We start from the raw sequence: 18,076 nt of genomic DNA, 5'->3' as shown, positions 1-18,076 counted from the left end.
TTAAGTAAATTTACCAAAACACTTTCAGAATTAGTGAAGATAGAGCTAAGGAATATAGACCCGACCGACTCCCATATAGTTCTCAATATCCAACAAAATCTCTATTAAACGACTGGCACATCGTTCGCGATAAATCTGCTCATCGAGTCTTTCTTTATTACCAATCGTCACAACTGGAAGTGATGTCATTGTGTTGTTTTCGCGAATCACTTGTTCTAGCGAATCGTTTCCTTTCATGTTGCGATTAGCGGTCAGAATAATCATCTGATTGGTTTGAGCTACTTGCCATACCAAACGATCGCTACTATTTTTGACTAAGCCAACTTCCTCGAACCCAACGAAGCAAGTAGGTACAAGTTCAAGCCATCCCTCAGATGCGAGCGTACCCCAAAGCAGAGTTGCTTGTCCTCTTAAATTGTAGTCGATCAAAAAATTCATACTTTGGACTCAAGCCTGTCTTTCCAAGCTTGAAGTTTAGCTCGGAGAGTGTCTTGTCCTGGTTGCGGAGACTTTGCAGCAAGACGAGCAAAGTGTTCTCGATTGCGTTCTTCCCAGTATTGCCGATTGTCTTCGGCAATTAGCAAAACTTCTTGATACTCAGCAATCACTTCAGCTTGATGAGTTTCAATATACGAGAGAGCAGCATCAATTTGAGCATCCGTAAGACAGAGTTTTTCGCGAATCAGTTTTGCTGGATAGCCAGCAGTGAAATAGTCCATCACATCATAAAGCGTAATGCGCGTGCCTGCGATTGTTAGTCCCCGTTCTGTTCTCTCTATCGCTGACTCTTTATTGAATGCTGTTGCCATTATGAAAACTCCTGATCGGAAGTTACATTCATCCTATTCTAAATGAAAGCAGGATAGCTGCTAGAATCTCATCAGCAACTTCAAAGTACTGCTGCTGCGATCGCAATTTAACTGGGGTGCGATCGCGTTAGTTTTCAAGCACAATTAGTTTAGTTTAAAATCCATCCTCTTTTTAGAGTTTTTTATTTGGTAAATCAATGCGAAAAAAATTCCCATTTTTAGCTTCAACTAAAACGCCTATCTTGTTCTTAGAGTGTCCGCAGTATCCGCCTTCTCTATCTGTTTTTCCTGTTTCTTCAGCACAGCGATCGCCAAATTTATCAAACTGAATAACTCCTCCTTCAACAGCACTCCATTCTACGACAAAATTAGGCTCTGACAATACATTCTTTAGCTCGCTGCGGAGACAGCTATCGGTATCAAAGCGATTGAGCGTTAGCTTAATCCAATCCGAGCATGTTTCGGATGCTGCCTGCAAACCATGAGCCAGAGTTAAAGTAGCATCATATGCCATCGCTGTATTCCAGTTGACAGCACGTGAACCAAAGTATTTTCTGGCATCATCTTGTAAACGGGACAGTTCAGAGTTAGGATTACTTCTATGCCAAGGAACAGGAATTATGATACTCTTATTTACATCTTTAAGTGCTTTTACAACTTCTGGGTTATACATAGAGTCCGATCCAAAAAGAGGTACAGATGCCTCTTTAAGGATAGTTTTAACTACCTTATTCTTTGCTTTTTCAGAGCTTGGAACTAGTAGCAGTGCTTCTGCTTGTTTTCCTACTTCTTTTAAACAGTAATCAACCATAAAGTCATTACTTAGATCGCAGTCTTTGTTACTTGGTTCACCATTAATAACTTCATAGCCATCTCTCTTTCTGAATTGGTTAGTAAGTATCTCCTTATAACCTATACTATATGTATCATCGTCATGAACGATTGCTATCTTTTTAATTTTTGTATTATCGACAATGTATTCAAACAGTTGTTTTACTGCGATGCTATCATTAGAAGCAGTACGAAATACATGATCATTAAGAGTAACAGTATTTTCTGTCGGTTCAGAAGCTCTAGGAGATCTAATAGCAGTACTGAGAGGAGAAATAGCAATAACTCCATTTTTTTGATAGATTGTTCCAGCATGTTCAGTAGCAGTACTTGTAGAGTGTCCAATTACGCCCAAAATCGGTCTTTTTACTAAAAAATCGGCTATCTCTCGAGTCTTGTCGTCTTCTTTATTGTCATTTTCCAAGAAGCCGTCATCAGCAATGCCAACTATTAGTTTTCTTCCATCAATACCATTATCTTCATCATTCACCTTATACTGAGCTAGAGCAATGCCTCTCAAAGTTTCTTGTGCTTCAAAGACACCTTTATAATTACTTCTACTAATTGGAACACTTACAGCAATTCTAATAGGATCTTTTTCGCTCCGCTGAGCTTTGGCGTTATTTAAGTAAATATGCGCTTCTGGATCATTTGGACACTTCTGTCCATCAATATATTGACTGAATTGATCTTCAGCTTCGTCGAAGCCTTCTTGCGTCTTTTCACCGTAGCTTTGCGTGCCGTTTTTTTTAAGATCGAAGTTATTCCTACAACTCTCCTTTCTAGTAGCTTCTTCTGGGCTGTCTTTTGTGCCCAATGCAGCAAATGCTCCTTCTTTTTCTTTTTCTGTGATTAAAACATTCTCACCCCAACTAAAGCAGTCTCTATTACCATCTGGACATGGAAGGTAGTCAGGTTCAGAAAGCCTCAATCCAACTATTACAGCAAGTACATATGCTATGACTGTACCACTTACAAGCAGCAGTAAAAACTTTCGTGATTTAGGAGATAATGGTCGATCTAAATTGAAGAGTTTGAGTGCAATGGCAGTTATAAAAATTAGTAGCTCAATCGAGAAGAAAATAAAGGGATAATTTTTAGGTAAGGATGCTGTAATGAATTTCTCAAATAAAAATCTATCAATTATTAGGATGAAGATAAGAAGAGTACCAACTAATATTAATAAGTCAGACCATTGATTATTTCTAACAGAACTAACAATTGAATCGATAATTTTTCTTATTGATTCAGATATTTTTGAGAAATCGGGTGGTTCAAAACTCATAAATTCACGTGAGCTGAGGGCTTTGTATCAATATTTACCTTGACAATGAAAGCCAATTTCGTACTGAACAACTTTTTGTTATAACAAAGTGGTTGAGTAGAAATCGCCACTTACTGTAATTTAATCTTAACTAGTTTTTTCTTACTTAAGAAAAAAAGTTTACAGATAATCCTGAATTACTTTCTCCATCAAAAGCGATCGCACCTTACCTAAACTACATCCAAAAGACAGACTAGTAAAGAATTGTAGGGATTTCGGAACCAAGTAGCCGCATGAGCTATCACAGGAATACTGTGCGAGTAAAGCGAGGCGAACCGTGGTTAGGGGCGTGAGAATTTGGTGGCATTTCTTGCTAGTATTAACACTTATACTAGGTCTAGTAGGATGCGGTACGGCACGACTGTCGGAAAACGAACCATTACCAATAGTTGCACCGATTCCACCGCCACCATTACCTAATTGGATTGAACAAATTAGTCCGATTGGAGAAGCTGAAACAAAAGCCCAAATTCGGATTCGGTTTAAAGAGGCGCTAATTCCAGTTGAGAGTATAGATAGCAGCCAAGATATCTTAAAGAAATTTGAACTTTACCCGCCTTTACCAGGACAATTTCGCTTTCTCACGCCGCGCATGGTAGGATGGCAAGGCGATCGCGCTTTACCGAAAGCTACACGGGTTAGAATTACCCTGAAAGCTGGATTGGCAGATTTAAAAAATCATCGTTTAGATAAGGATCTGGCTTGGACTTTCAGTACTGAAGCAATTAAGTTATTCAACTTACCAGGAATCGAGCCTAATTCGGAATCTTCATCTGAACCTTTGGGTTTACAGCCAACGCTGAAATTTAGTTCTAATGTCGAATTAAATTTAGAGTCTTTATCAAAACAAGCGCAACTTGTAGCAGAGGAGAAAAAACAAAGCATACCGCTGAAAATTGCGTTGGAGAAACAGGAAGTTATCGAGGCAGATAATTCAGCTCAAGAAAAATTCGATCCTGCTAATTGTGATTGGAATTATACCATAAAGCCGCAACAAAATCTAGACAAAGCAACTCGTTATCGTTTAGAATTTGCCCGTGGTTTGCTGCCTTTACACGGAAATTTACCCAGTACATCTACTTTTGCAACTCAGGTACAAACTTACGCACCTTTAGCATTTAATAAAATTGAGTATATCGGACAAGCTGATGCTGGTGGGGCATACGGCAGATTTATTCAAGGTAGCCCCCAACTAATATTTAATAATGGTTTGGTAGCAGAATCTGCGATCGCCAATATTACAATTCAGCCAGCACCTAAAAAATTGCCTCGTTTGGTACAAGCTTACGAAGGTAATAATATAGTCAATCTCAATCCCTATGCTTTAGAACCAGCAACGACTTATACTGTTACTTTGGGTGCAAATCTTAAAGATAAGTTTGGGCAAACTCTCGGTAAACTAATTACTCAAAAATTCACCACAAGTGATGTTTCTCCCGATATTTGGGTTCCCACAGATTTGAATATCTTTCCTGATGGCAAAGATTTACAACTGAATATTAGCACGGTTAATTTACCTGAGTCGAGGTATAAAGCAGCCTATAAAGTCGTACAACCAGAAGATTTAGTTTATATTGATTCCGCCTATCCTAGAAGTGATGGTAACGATTTACTTCCTTCTCAGAGTTCTTGGCAAAAGTTTCCTGTTAAAGGACGCAAGAATCAATCGGTTGATACGACTGTTCCTCTACGAGAAAAACTGGGTAACTCTACAGGAATGTTAGCTTATGGCGTGCAGGCGCGCACTAATTCTTATAAGGAAAATGGTAAGCAGCAATGGCGCGAACCGACATTTTACGGATTAGTACAGTTAACTAATTTGGGTGTATTTAGTCAGTGGTTTCCCGATTCAGGTTTGATTCGAGTTCATCATCTTGCAGACGGTGCTGCTGTAGCGAATGCAAATGTTGAAATTTACGAATCTAAATTAGAGGCAAAATCTAGAATTGTACCCGTAGCTTGTGCAGTTGGGAAAACCGATTTGACTGGAACTTTACTGCTAAATCGTCAAGCTTTGCAAACTTGCACGGGAGGTGCAGAGTTTAATACACCACCTAAGTTACTCGTAATTGCTCGTGAAGGTCAAGACTGGACTTTTGCGCGGAGTGATGAGTATAGCGGTTCCTATGGCTATGGGATTGATGCGGGATGGAACAGCAACGAAATTGAATCGCGAGGTACGATTTTCTCAGATCGTCAATTATATCAACCAGGGGAAAAGGCTGAGTTGACTGGCGCAGCTTATTATCTACAAAATGGCGTTATCAAACAAGATAAAAATGTCTCCTATCAAATCACTCTAGAAAATCCGAACGGAGAAAAGATAGATTTAGGTACTCAAACTACAAATGAATTCGGGACGTTTTCCTTAGAAATACCTCTCAATTCCAGTCAACCTTTAGGATACTATTCAATCCGCGCTAAAGGTGAAAGTGGTGCAGAAATTTCTGGTGAATTTCGCATGGCTGAATTTAAACCGCCTAATTTTAAAGTAGAATTGGGTTTAGATAAAGAATTCGTGCTAACTGACGAAAAGATTACAGCTACAGCCCAAAGCAATTATTTCTTTGGTGCGCCTGTAGAAGGAGGAAAAGCACAATATTACGTCACTCGCAGCCAAACTAATTTTAATCCTCAAGATTGGGAACAATTTTCATTTGGACGACAGTGGTTTTGGCCCGAAGAAAGCCCTAATATTACTAGTGATGTATTGCGATCGCGTCAAGTTTTAGATGCAGCAGGGAAAAGCAGTCAAGTTGTTCCTGTAGCTAAGGATTTACCTTATCCGATGACCTATCGTGTAGACGTACAGATATCAGATGTTTCCAATCTATCTGTAGCTGATTCTCGCACATTTACGGCACTACCGAGCGATCGCCTCATTGGTTTGCAAAGCGATTTTGTCGCCGATGCTGGTAAATCTTTTCCCATTCAAGTTATCGTCACCGATCCTACAGGCAAAGCCGTGACAGGGCAACAAGTCCGCATCGAGTTACAAGAAATGAAATACAGCAGCGTTACCCAGGTGGTAGAAGGTAGCCAGACTCCTCACAATCAAGTGGAATATAAAACGGTAGCGCAAACGCAGACATCATCTAGCAATACTCCTCAACTTGTTTACCTGACTCCGCCAACATCCGGTTCTTACCGCATTCGCGCTAATTTTACCAATGCTAAAGATGAAAGCACTGCTACTGATACGCAGATTTGGGCGACGGGTGATAATGGGGTAAACTGGGGCGATCGCTACACGAACAATCGCTTAGAACTCAAACTGGATAAAGATAGCTATCAACCTGGGGAAACAGCCACAGTATTGATTCAGTCTCCCTATCCCGAAGCAGAATTATATTTGGCAGTTGTACGCCACGATACTCTATATCGCACGATTATTCCAGTTAAAGGTGGTGCGCCGCAAGTTCAATTTCAAGTCACCGCAGATATGTTACCAAACGCCGCAGTCGAAGCGGTATTGGTACGCCAGGGTACTCCCATATCTCAAGTCGAACCAGGAAGTTTAGAAAATTTGGTACGAATTGGGTTTGCACCTTTCAAAATTAATTTAGAAGATAAGTATTTAAAAGTGCAAGTGAAACCTGAAAAGCGATCGCTTGCTCCTGGTGAAGCGCAAACTGTTGAATTACAATTACAAGATGGAGTAGGAAACCCACTTCAAGGACAGTTTGCTGTCATGGTGGTAAATGAAGCCGTGTTGCAATTAAGCGGTTATCGACTACCAGATTTGGTACAAACAGTATACGCCGAACAACCAATTTCTACTCGCTTTGCCGATAATCGTCCCAATGTGGTTTTATCACCCCTATCATCTCCCCTCGATAAAGGTTGGGGTTACGGTGGCGGAAATTCGGCGGGATTGGCAAGTACCCGCGTGCGGACAAACTTTCAACCTTTAGCTTACTACAACGGCGCGGTGCAGACAGATGCAAGTGGAAAGGCAAAGGTTACGTTTAATCTACCCGATGATTTGACAACCTGGCGAGTCATGGCGGTTGCTACCGATGGCGATTTGCGCTTTGGTAATGGGGAAGAAACATTTATTGCGACTAAACCGCTATTATCTAATCCAATTCTGCCGCAGTTTGCTCGTATAGGCGATCGCTTTGATGCAGGTTTATCTGTCACCAATACTACAGGGCAATCGGGAACGCTAGCAATTCAAGGTACTGTAGATGGTTCCATACAATTTGCTGACAATAATTCAGGTGATTTATCAACTCCGACAAAATCCGGTACGAGTGCTTATCGTTTCCCCTTTGTTGCAAATCGTGCAGGCAAGTCAACAGTTAAATTTACCACGCAATTAAATGGTACAACCGATGCTTTCGCCGTACCGTTGGAAGTCAAACCGCTGGAAGTGACAGAACAAGTGGTAGAGTCGGGAGTAACTAGCGATCGCACTTCCATACCCTTAAATATAGATAACAATGTCGTGCCCGATGTCGGCGGATTAGAAATTTCTCTTGCTAGTACGCCAATTGCTAATATTACCGCGCCAGTTAAACAAGTTCTAGATGAAGAACAGTTACCCTTTTTAGAACCAGCCGCCAGTCAACTTGCGATCGCGGCAAATTTACAAATTCTTTCCCAACAATACGGGCAAACGGTAACTAATTTCAACCCCAGTCAACAAGCAAAAGCTTTAGAACGCTTGCAAAAACTCCAGTTACCCGACGGCGGCTTTGCTAGCTTACCTGGCGAGAAAACATCAGATCCTTTTGTTTCGCCTTATGCAGCATCAGCAATTGCTACAGCCCAAACCGCAGGATTCGAGCTTAATGCTAAAATGGTGCGTCAGCTGAAAATATACCTGCAAAAACTCCTAGCAAATCCTAGTCAATACGATTTTTGTAAAGAGTCGCCTTGTAAAGAACGAGTACGCTTAGAAGCAGCGATCGCACTATCGGAATTAGGCAACAAACAGAATGATTTTCTGGCCGATATTTATCACGGACGCGATCGCTTCGATCTCGTTACCAAAATTAAATTAGCACGATACCTGCATCTATTTCCAGAATGGCAGCAAGAGGCGAAAATTCTGACGGATCGATTGCACGAGATTGTGTATGAAACCGGACGCAGTGCCGTGGTAAACTTACCTTCCGGTTGGCAGTGGTTGAATTCTCCTACCACAAGTCAAGCCCAAGCCTTACGATTATTTATCGATACTAAGGCAAAGCCTGAAGTTTTAGCTCGATTGTTGCAAGGACTCTTGGCGTTGCGAAGGGAAGGAACTTGGCAGACAACCTATGATAATGCTGAAGCACTCACCGCTTTGGTGCAATATATGCGAGTAGAGACGTTACATGTAACGTCTCTACAACCCACACCACCTAACTTTACAGCAAACGTGCAACTAGGAGGTAAAAACTTAACTGCAACTCAATTTGAAGGCTACCGCAAACCCAGTGTAGATATTTCCGTACCGATGACTCAGCTACCCCGTGGGCAAAAAAATTTAAATCTAACTTTGAAAAAATCCGGTCGCGGGATGCTACACTACCTACTTGCCTATCGCTATCGCCTCCAAGGAGAACAACCAGGGCGCTTAAACGGACTCAGAATCACGCGAGAAATTCGTCCGGCTAACGAAACAAAGGCATTGCGGCGAATTGGTTTGTATGCCCCTACCGAACCCTTGACAGTTCCAGTCGGACAAGTGTTTGATATAGGTTTAGAAATAATTAGCGATCGCCCTGTGGATCGAGTTGTAATAACAGATCCTCTTCCCGCCGGATTTGAGGCTGTCGATACGAGTTTTCAAACTGCTACGCCCTACTTCCAACCGCAACAAGATAGCTGGGAAATTGGCTATCAAACAATATACCGCGATCGCGTGGTAGCTTACAGTGACAAACTCGAACCTGGAGTCTATCAACTCCATTATCTCGCGCGATCGGTCACTCCAGGCACGTTTCTTTGGTCTGGTGCAGAAGCGCATTTACAATATGCCCCAGAAGAATTCGGGCGTTGTAGTTCCTCTCGGTTGGTGATTCAAGATTCGCAGTGAGATTTTTACTCTCCATCTACCCCAAAAACAACTTGTACGCCGGATTTTGGCTTTCATCCCAATAATTCAATCCCAGCGTATCGAGAAACGCCTGCCACTGTTCCATTTCCTGGGGCGGAACTTGCATTCCCACTACGGCGCGTCCGTAGTCTGCCCCGTTGTTGCGGTAGTGAAACAAGCTAATATTCCAATTGGGACTCATGGAACCAACAAATTGCATCAATGCCCCAGGACGTTCGGGAAACTCAAACCGATAGAGTAATTCGTTGCTAGCTAGGGGAGATCTTCCGCCTACCATGTGGCGCAAGTGTAATTTTGTCAGTTCGTCATCGGTTAAGTCAATGGTTTTCAACCCCGCCGCTTCAAAGTTAGCTACCATCTTGGCTGCATCGGCGCGATTTTCAATTTGTACGCCGACAAAAATATGCGCTTCTTTTTCGTCAGCAATCCGATAGTTAAACTCAGTTAAATTGCGCTTGCCAATACATTCGCAAAACTGCCGCAGACTGCCCCTTTGTTCGGGAATTGTCACGGCAAAGATGGCTTCTCGACGTTCGCCTAACTCTGCACGTTCGGCTACAAACCGCAGGCGATCGAAATTCATATTAGCACCGCAGGCGACAGCGACTAAAGTTTGTCCCTGAATTTGTTCGCGTTCTGCATAAGTTTTAGCAGCCGCGATCGCTAATGCCCCAGCAGGTTCTAAAATCGATCGCGTATCTTCAAATACGTCTTTAATTGCGGCGCAAGTATCATCTGTATCCACCAAAATGATGTCATCGACATACTGTTGGCACAACCGAAAGGTTTCTTCCCCGACTTCCCGTACCGCTACCCCATCGGCAAATAAGCCGACTTGAGGCAACCTTACCCTTTTTCCAGCTTTAAGAGACTGATACATCGCATCAGCATCTACAGGTTCTACGCCGATAATTTTGATTTCAGGGCGCAACCTTTTCACATACGCTGCAATTCCCGAAATTAAACCACCACCCCCAATTGCCACAAAAATCGCGTGAATCGGTTGTTGGCACTGTCGTAAAATTTCCATCCCAATCGTACCCTGTCCGGCAATCACATACGGATCGTCGAAGGGATGAATAAACGTCATGCCTTTTTCTGCTTCTAATTGACGGGCATGAGTATAGGCATCATCGTATGTATTCCCATGCAATATAACCTCTCCCCCATGAGATCTGACTGCATTTATCTTCACCTGGGGAGTCGTCACGGGCATGACGATAATAGCGCGAGTTCCCAACTGGCGGGCTGCAAGCGCAACTCCTTGGGCGTGGTTTCCGGCAGATGCAGCAATGACACCCTGTGCCAACAACTCCGGTGCCAGTTGTGCCATCTTGTTATAAGCCCCCCGCAATTTGAAGGAAAAGACTGACTGCATATCCTCTCGCTTCAGCAGGAGTTTGTTGTTTATTCGAGTTGAGAGATTTGCAGCGTATTCTAGTGGAGATTCCTGGGCGACATCGTAGACGCGGGCAGTCAGAATTTGGACGAGATAATCGCAGTACATGGGGGGAGGCGAACAAATACCTATGAATGATAATTTTACGGCACTAGCGTCCCGATATTAGAGTCGATTAGCGATCTCGCTGCTAATCTAGAAAAGTAAGGCTTCTCCAGGGTTTTGCATTAGATCGTTTTTTGAACCATTTTTATCCAAAAGCTATTTCTTAGCTACCTAAACGCTGTCATTTGAATTAAATCAACATTATCATGGCTGAAACTTACTACTTTGTTAAAGATTTAATTAACGATTTAGAAAGGGGTAGAATTAGAATTCCTTCTTTTCAAAGGGGGTTTGTTTGGGACGCAGAGCAAGTTGCCTGTTTTATAGATAGTATATACAAAGGTTTTCCCTTTGGTTCTGTTTTACTATGGAGAACAAAAAACCCTTTGCGAACAGCCAGAAATCTTGGTCCATACAAGCTTCCTAATAACGACCAGAATATCCATTCACTCAAAACCTAGCTCTCAAAATCACGCAGAATTTCATCTGGTAATGGAGCGTTAAAATTAGGAGGAACTGTAAACTCTCCGGCACAAAGCGCAAATGGACGCGGAGATTTTTTTTGTTCGGATACCTGCTGTGTTCTACGAGCTTTGGCAAACAGCAGAAAATCTAAAACCTCCTCAAGCAAAACATCTGGAGTTTGAGCGATTTCGTTAAGCAGTTGTTCTCTTGCAGCCATTGTCGTTCTCTACTCTTTTCCTTGTTACTTTCATTCTCCTATATTAATACTCTAGTTTTTCTTGCTACTCTTGGGGAGAGTTACTAATTCAAGAGAGTGCTTTCACTCTACACTACGCGATCGCGGGTAGAGCGAGCCTCAAGTAGAAAGGCTCGGTACTTACTATAGGAATCCAGTTTGATTTATAAACTTACTCGTGAAGACGGGCAACAGGCAATAGAAAATATTAAATTACTGAGCTGTTTTCAAAAATCAAATATAAATCCTATAGTTGAAATGATAGTACAAATTACTATTAAACATTTTTGACTAAAATCTCTTCTGCTAGTTGAAAGTTGACGGGCGTACCAAAGAAATACCCCTGCGCTTCGTCACACCCCAACTTTTTTAATACAGCTAGTTGATGAGATGTTTCTACTCCTTCGGCGATCGCTTTAATTCCTAAAGTGTGAGCTAGAGTAATAATTGTCCTCACTATTTCACAATTCTTGCCTTCCGCATCAATCGGACTGACAAAAGAGCGATCGATTTTCAGTGCGTCTATTGGAAAACGATGTAAATAACTTAAAGAGGAATATCCCGTGCCAAAATCATCAATACTGAGTTGAATGTTTTGCTCTTTAATTTGGAAGAGAAGTTCGATCGTCTTTTCTCCTCGATCCATTAGCATAGTTTCAGTCAGTTCTAACTTGAGATTTTTTCCATTTAAACCAGTACGATCCAGAATTTTAGCTAACTTATCTACTAGATCGAATTGCTGAATTTGCTTGCTGGAAAGATTGACACTAATATATAAAGATGTCGTAGCAAATTTTTGCTGCCAAATATATAACTGTTGACAAGCTTCCTGTAAAATCCATTCACCAATCGGTACAATTAAGCCAGTTTCTTCGGCGATCTCAATGAAATCTCCTGGATCGATCAATCCCATTTTTGGATGTTGCCAGCGTAATAAGGCTTCAAAACCCGTCAATCTCCCAGTTGCGACAGAGATAATTGGTTGATAGTGTAATAGAAACTCTTGACGTTCCAAGGCATAACGCAAGTCTATTTCTAGTTGTGAAAGATGCAACGTTCTGTCGTACATTTCGCGATCGAAGATTGCATAACGTCCTTTTCCTAAAGCTTTAGCGCGATACATCGCAATATCGGCATCCCGCAGTAACTCATTGACAGTTTGATAAGCTACCGAACCAAAAACAATACCAATACTAGCCCCAATATAGACTTTACATTCACCTAAATGAATTGGAGCAGTTAGTTTCTCTAACAATCGTTCGGCAATTGCGATCGCGTCTTGAGTATCTTGTAGATCTTCTAATAAAATAGTAAACTCATCTCCACTCAAACGCGCTACAGTATCAACCTCGCGCGAGCATTCTTTCAGGATATGAGAGATCGCAATTAATAGGCGATCGCCGACAGCATGTCCCCAACTATCATTAATAATTTTGAAGCGATCGAGATCGATAAATAAAACGGCACACAAATAATCTTTATTTCTGGTAATACGATGTAGAGCTTTTTGTAAATGCTCCATAAATAAAGTTCGATTGGGCAAACCTGTTAGAGCATCATGTAAAGCTTGATAAAATAGCTTTTTTTGAGTTTGTTTGTGCTTGACGATTTCTCGATCTCTTTGCTGAATAACTTCTTCTAATTGTAGAGTTCTTTGTCGAACTTTTTGTTCTAGAGCGTTATTTAATTGATAAATTTCTGCCTTTGCTGCCTGTAAAGCTAATTGATGTTGGATGCGGACTACAACTTCTTCAATTTGAAATGGCTTTGTGATATAGTCTACTCCACCAACTGCAAAACCTTTAACTTTATCGAAAACATCATCTAGCGCACTTAAAAAAATTACAGGAATATGACTCGTTGAAGAATCTAATTTTAGCTGTTCGCAAACTTCATAACCATCCATTTCTGGCATTTTAATATCTAATAAAATGAGATGAGGTGGATCTTTTTTAGCTGTAAGTAATGCCATAGCACCATTTTTAGTACAGCGAACTTTATAACCTCTTTCTATTAAAGCTGTAGATAAAACTCTCAAATTATCAGGAGTATCGTCAACAACTAAAATGTCGGCACAATGATAATTTAATTGAGCGTTATTCATAAATTAGCTGCGGTTTGAGCGAAATTCATAATCCGGTCAAAATTAAATTCACTAACTTCTTTTTGAATCGATTGAGCTAATGCTTGATATTCTTCTGGTATTTGAGACACTAATTGAGCAATTTGCTCTTCGTCAATCAAAGCCGCAGCTTCTGAGAGGTTCATCAGCCATTCATTCGACATAACGGCTAAAGCTTCAGCTGTCAATTTTTCAACAGTTGAAGCTTCAGAAATATTTTTAGAGCAAATTTCTTCATATATATACCGTACGCCTAAAAATTGAGCCATTTTGTCAAAAATGACTTCTTCATGAAAAGGTTTGCGGACAAAATCATCGCAACCAGCCGAAAGAACAATAGCTTTCTCTTCTTCAAGAGTGCTAGCGGTAAGAGCAATAATTGCAGTAGCTTGTCCTTGGAGATGTGATTTAATTTGTTGAGTCGCATCATAACCGTTCATGACTGGCATTCGCATGTCCATCCAAATCAAATGCGGTTGCCATTGCTGCCATATTTTGATTGCGTCTTGTCCGTTAACTGCTTCTTTAACTTGGAAACCAATTGGTTGTAATAATTTTAGTAAAAGCTGGCGATTCTCCCAGCGATCGTCTACGACTAAAATCCGATATTTCTGTTGATTTGGTTGGATTCCAACAACTCTATAAGTTCTTTTTTGCTCGACGGCTTTACTAACATCGCTTTCTAAAGCTTGGATATTAAATTGAAAAACTGTACCTTTTCCTAGTTCGGAGTTAACAGTAATCTTGCCTCCCATCAATTCGACAAAACTTTTGGTAATAGGTAAGCCTAAACCAGTTCCTTGTTGAGATTGTTTACCTGTTTCTGTTTGAACAAAAGCTTCAAATACACTATTAATTTCTGTTGGTGCAATACCTGCACCAGTATCAGCAACTTCAAAGTGAAGAGTTATGAGTTGTTGATTGTTGGCTATTGGTTGCCGATCGCCTGCTAATTCTACTCCTAGAGTGACGCTACCAACTGAAGTAAATTTAATTGCGTTACCCAATAAATTAATTAAAACTTGCCGCAGTTTCTTGTCGTCAGTTTTGATATATTGAGGGAGATTGTTGCTGCGCTCGATTGTTAACTGTAACCCTTTAGATTCTGCTCGTAGTGCCAACATCTCTTTAATCGAGTCTAATAAGACATATAAGTCGAAGTCAGTGGGATAGAGAGTCATTTTTCCTGACTCAATTTTGGCTAAATCTAATACGTCATTGACCAGCGAGAGTAAATGTTCGCCACTCCGATTGATAATTCTGAGGCTTTCCTGTTGCCGATCCGTTAAAGAAGGTTCTCGATTCATCAATTGGGAAAAACCGAGGATGGCGTTGAGAGGAGTCCGTAGTTCGTGACTCATGTTCGCTAGAAATTCACTTTTAGCGCGATTAGCTAGTTCTGCCGCAGTTTTAGCGTGTTGTAGTTCTACAGTTCTTTTCTCTACTCGCAGTTCGAGTTCATCGTTAGCTGTTGCTAATTCTTGATTCGCCTTATCTAATTGCTCGTTGATTCGGACAACTTCCTGGTTTTTGCGATCGAGTTCTTGATTGATTCGAGCTAAATTAGCAAAAGATGCTTGTAATTGTTGCGCCATCTCATTGAAAGAGCGTGACAATACTCCTATTTCAAGGATCTTTTTCACGTCCACTTGTTGGTTTAAATCTCCTTGAGCGATCGCCGCAGAGGCTTTACTTAAGCGTAGAATTGGTTGACTAATCCAACGAGAGGTAAGTAACCCCAACCAAATTGCTACTAATAATGTTAAAAAACAGAGAAAAAATGTTGTTCGGTTGTTGGCATGAATTTGTCCCATGAAATCTGATTCGGGTATGGTAGTTACGACTAACCAATTCAACCCAAAGCCATCTTGCCAAGGGACTACGCGAACGAACTGAAGTTCGTCTTGTAATTTAAAACTTAGTTTTTGTTCGCCTTTAATTCTTTGGAAATTACCGAAATTGTGTTTCAAATACTTGGCTGTTGCTCGAATTTGAGCGTCATTAATATCAAGAGCGCTGAGTCTTTTAGCTATACCATTAACTAGGGTAAAAGGTTTTTCCGTACTAGAGGAGGCAATGAGTAACCCATCACGTTCGATCACAAAAACTTTGGCTGATGGAGTAAGTTTAAGTTGTTTTAAGAAATCATTAATACCAACTAAAAGTAGATCGACTCCAATGACACCGAAAAGTTGATTTTTATTATTGTAAATAGGACTAGTAGCAGTAATAGATATGTATCCTGCTAAATTTTCGCTATCCCAGTTAGCTACTGAACTCCAGACTGGTTTTCCTGCCTTGACTGCGTTCTGATACCAAGCTTCTGTTTGAGGGTTGTAGTCATCGTAGACTACTGCTATTTGAGTGCGATTGCCTCGCTCGTCTGTAGCGTATGTATATGTTCTCCAGTCAGTAGCAGCAGATAGTTCATCAATAGTAACTCCCCGTCCTGCTAAAAATCTTCCTGCACCGGCATATTCTCCCGTAGTCAGTGTATAGGCACTGTAAGCTAGTTCTGGATAAGTTTGTAGTTGTTTCCAAAAATAACGTCCTGTTGTCTTGAAGTCTTTTAAATCTAATAATCCTAACGCGACCGCGTCATGATTAATCTGATTAATTTTTTGAGGAGTGTCTAAATAACCAGTGAGATGTTCGGACACTAGGTTGCCACTTTTATCCATTAAGCGATCGACAAGAGCGTTCACCGCTTGCTGACCGTTTTTAAACGAAAAATAACCCACTAATCCTACTGCACCAACAATTTGTAACACAAAAGGTAATATCAAGACTAATCGTAGGGGCAGTCCTCTAAAGCTTTTAGCTCTGGAAATATCTTGCTCTTGTGGTGATGCGGTTGGGCTAAACAATTTCATAGTTATCTACTGAGAGTAGGAGCATTAAGAGTGAAGGAATGAGCTTGCTAGCTTTAAATTGCTCAAAAATGTTCTTAAAATAACATTAGTCAGAGTAAGATGCGATATATATATATCTGTGTAATTAAATACTATTTCTTCTAAAAACAATTAACGTCTGCTTAGGTTATTTGAAAGAATTGAAAATGCAATACTTGAGACTACCGTTATAACTTTATGATAGAAACACTAATTATTATAATCGCGATCGCCTTCATCATTACCGGGATTTTCATTCATCCTATTCTAATAAAAAAACGTCGCCGTTACTATAAGCAGCTTCCTTTTCCTATACTGTGGAATGCAGTAATTGAAGATAATTTACCAATTTATTATTGTCTTTCCAAAGGCGATCGCCAGCGCTTGCAAGGACACATTCAAGTATTCTTAGCAGAAAAACAATTTATTGGTTGTAATGGTTTGCTAGTGACAGAAGAAATGAAAATAACGATCGCTGCTGTTGCTTGCTTACTTTTACTCAATGAAAGAGGCGAATACTTCTTAAGGTTGCGCACTATTTTCATCTATCCCAGGACGTATTTTGTCAATGAGATCGCAAAAACTGGAAGTTATATTGTAGAAGAACAGCGCGTCGCAAGATTGGGAGAGTCTTGGACGAATGACCAATTAGTCTTATCTTGGGAACAGGTACAATACGATACTCGTAACTGGCAAGACGGTCGCAATATCGTACTGCATGAGTTTGCCCATCAGTTAGACCAGGAAGATGGTGAAGCTGAAGGCGTACCCATTTTGCCACGAAAATTAGATTATCCGATTTGGATGCAGGTGATGACAGCAGCGTATCAGCAACTTTGTCATGACGTACAACGAGGTAGAAAAACTGTTATAGATAGCTATGGAACGACAAATCCAGCCGAGTTTTTTGCCGTCGCTACAGAAACTTTTTTTGAAAAACCGCACCAATTACAGAAACAGCATTCAGCACTTTACAAATTATTGCAAAGTTATTATCAACTCGATCCCGTGCAGTGGGTTTAAGGTTATGACAATTTTTAGGGTGCGTTAAACAACGCACCCTACTAGCTTTCACGTAGAAGAAGTCATAGCTGCGCTGTCAGAACGACCAACACCAAAAATGCCCTTCCACACTTGTACTAATCTGTAAACAGACGATCGCCGTTCGATTCCCAAGGCGCGATCGTAGCTAGCATAACACTGCTCGTAACGCCCTAAATAATTTAAAGCTACGCCTTTAAATAACCAAGCCTGTTTGTCTTTAGGGTTAATTGTCAAAGCGCGATCGCAATCTGTCAGCGCTGCTTCATTCTGTCCTAAATGAATCAATACAACTGCTCGCATCACTAAAGCGGTAGGATTGTCCTCATAAATTGTTATGGCTCGATTTAGGTAATTTAATGCTTCTGTATGTTTACCTAAATTGGCTAACTGAGTCCCCTTTTGCTGCCAAATCTTAGCAACTTCAACAGCAGATGGAAATTCATCAATTGAGTTCAATTTATTATTAGTCGTTGCGGTCATAAAAGTTGTTTAGTAAATGCAGGTTTGGAGTTTTTAACAAAACAGTAAGTACTTATATTTGCATCTCAAGGTTCGATTCAAACATCAAAAAAGTGATTTTCGCTACTTAAAATCAACATATTTCATTTTCTCTCTATCAAGTTTAGAGAAAATACTGAAACCACTATGAACTTTTGTTAAAGAGCGATCGCAACTATGACCTATTCAATGCCCGAGTGGAACTCATATACTCAACATTTACAGTAAGAGGCTATTCATAAAGTAAATCTTAAACGAGGCAAAAAGGAGAAAAATCAACTGTAGGATGCTCTATTAAGGATTC

At 40.7% G+C, this 18,076-nt stretch carries 11 protein-coding genes; 3 read left to right on the top strand and 8 right to left on the bottom strand.

All coding sequences use genetic code 11. The features are described 5' to 3' along the window. Nucleotides 1-45 precede the first annotated feature (45 nt). The 3 genes from DSM107010_RS27465 to DSM107010_RS27455 form a co-directional block, all read right to left on the bottom strand. Complete coding sequence (locus tag DSM107010_RS27465) at nucleotides 46-438, bottom strand: hypothetical protein (protein ID WP_015153442.1); 393 nt, start codon at nucleotides 436-438, stop codon at nucleotides 46-48. Beyond that, nucleotides 435-809: a DUF433 domain-containing protein gene (locus DSM107010_RS27460; RefSeq protein ID WP_106166818.1), complete on the bottom strand. Its 375-nt coding sequence runs from the start codon at nucleotides 807-809 to the stop codon at nucleotides 435-437. The genes DSM107010_RS27465 and DSM107010_RS27460 overlap by 4 nt, the downstream gene beginning before the upstream one ends. 172 nt (nucleotides 810-981) lie before the next feature. Beyond that, the gene (locus DSM107010_RS27455) at nucleotides 982-2,925 is read right to left on the bottom strand and encodes an ABC transporter substrate-binding protein (protein ID WP_106166817.1); all 1,944 of its coding nucleotides are present in this window, start codon (nucleotides 2,923-2,925) and stop codon (nucleotides 982-984) included. Nucleotides 2,926-3,241: 316 nt separating this feature from the next. Between DSM107010_RS27455 and DSM107010_RS27450 the strand changes: the two genes are divergently transcribed. Then, on the top strand, nucleotides 3,242-8,992 hold the full coding sequence (locus DSM107010_RS27450; RefSeq protein WP_127024374.1) for an alpha-2-macroglobulin family protein: 5,751 nt from the start codon (nucleotides 3,242-3,244) through the stop codon (nucleotides 8,990-8,992). A gap of 16 nt (nucleotides 8,993-9,008) precedes the next feature. On the opposite strand, the gene ilvA is transcribed toward DSM107010_RS27450, so the two are convergent. After that, nucleotides 9,009-10,520 (bottom strand): threonine ammonia-lyase, biosynthetic, encoded by a 1,512-nt coding sequence (gene ilvA, locus DSM107010_RS27445; protein WP_106168285.1) that lies wholly within the window; start codon nucleotides 10,518-10,520, stop codon nucleotides 9,009-9,011. Nucleotides 10,521-10,723: 203 nt separating this feature from the next. Here ilvA and DSM107010_RS27440 point away from each other — a divergent pair, with 203 nt between their 5' ends. Then, entirely contained in the window at nucleotides 10,724-10,978 is a 255-nt protein-coding gene (locus tag DSM107010_RS27440; RefSeq protein WP_106168286.1) for a DUF262 domain-containing protein, read from the top strand. Here the strand turns inward: DSM107010_RS27440 and DSM107010_RS27435 are convergent. The 3 genes from DSM107010_RS27435 to DSM107010_RS27425 all read right to left on the bottom strand — a co-directional run bounded on the left by DSM107010_RS27435 (nucleotide 10,975) and on the right by DSM107010_RS27425 (nucleotide 16,212). Next, nucleotides 10,975-11,199: a DUF2281 domain-containing protein gene (locus tag DSM107010_RS27435; protein WP_106168287.1), complete on the bottom strand. Its 225-nt coding sequence runs from the start codon at nucleotides 11,197-11,199 to the stop codon at nucleotides 10,975-10,977. The two genes, DSM107010_RS27440 and DSM107010_RS27435, sit on opposite strands and share 4 nt — an antisense overlap. Before the next feature lie 295 nt (nucleotides 11,200-11,494). Then, nucleotides 11,495-13,321 (bottom strand): two-component system response regulator, encoded by a 1,827-nt coding sequence (locus DSM107010_RS27430; RefSeq protein ID WP_106168288.1) that lies wholly within the window; start codon nucleotides 13,319-13,321, stop codon nucleotides 11,495-11,497. Further along, a complete protein-coding gene (locus DSM107010_RS27425; protein ID WP_106168289.1) occupies nucleotides 13,318-16,212 on the bottom strand; it encodes a hybrid sensor histidine kinase/response regulator in 2,895 nt (964 codons plus the stop codon). The genes DSM107010_RS27430 and DSM107010_RS27425 overlap by 4 nt, the downstream gene beginning before the upstream one ends. Before the next feature lie 216 nt (nucleotides 16,213-16,428). On the opposite strand from DSM107010_RS27425, the gene DSM107010_RS27420 reads away from it, so the two are divergent. Then, complete coding sequence (locus DSM107010_RS27420; RefSeq protein ID WP_106168290.1) at nucleotides 16,429-17,253, top strand: M90 family metallopeptidase; 825 nt, start codon at nucleotides 16,429-16,431, stop codon at nucleotides 17,251-17,253. 48 nt (nucleotides 17,254-17,301) lie between these two features. Here the strand turns inward: DSM107010_RS27420 and DSM107010_RS27415 are convergent, their stop codons facing one another. Further along, nucleotides 17,302-17,754 (bottom strand): tetratricopeptide repeat protein, encoded by a 453-nt coding sequence (locus DSM107010_RS27415; RefSeq protein WP_015153432.1) that lies wholly within the window; start codon nucleotides 17,752-17,754, stop codon nucleotides 17,302-17,304. Nucleotides 17,755-18,076: the final 322 nt, after the last annotated feature.

Source organism: Chroococcidiopsis cubana SAG 39.79, from assembly GCF_003991895.1.
Classification (GTDB): Bacteria; Cyanobacteriota; Cyanobacteriia; order Cyanobacteriales; family Chroococcidiopsidaceae; genus Chroococcidiopsis; species Chroococcidiopsis thermalis.
The sequence above is the reverse complement of the archived record's forward strand: the minus strand, read 5'-3'. Positions and strand labels throughout refer to the sequence as shown.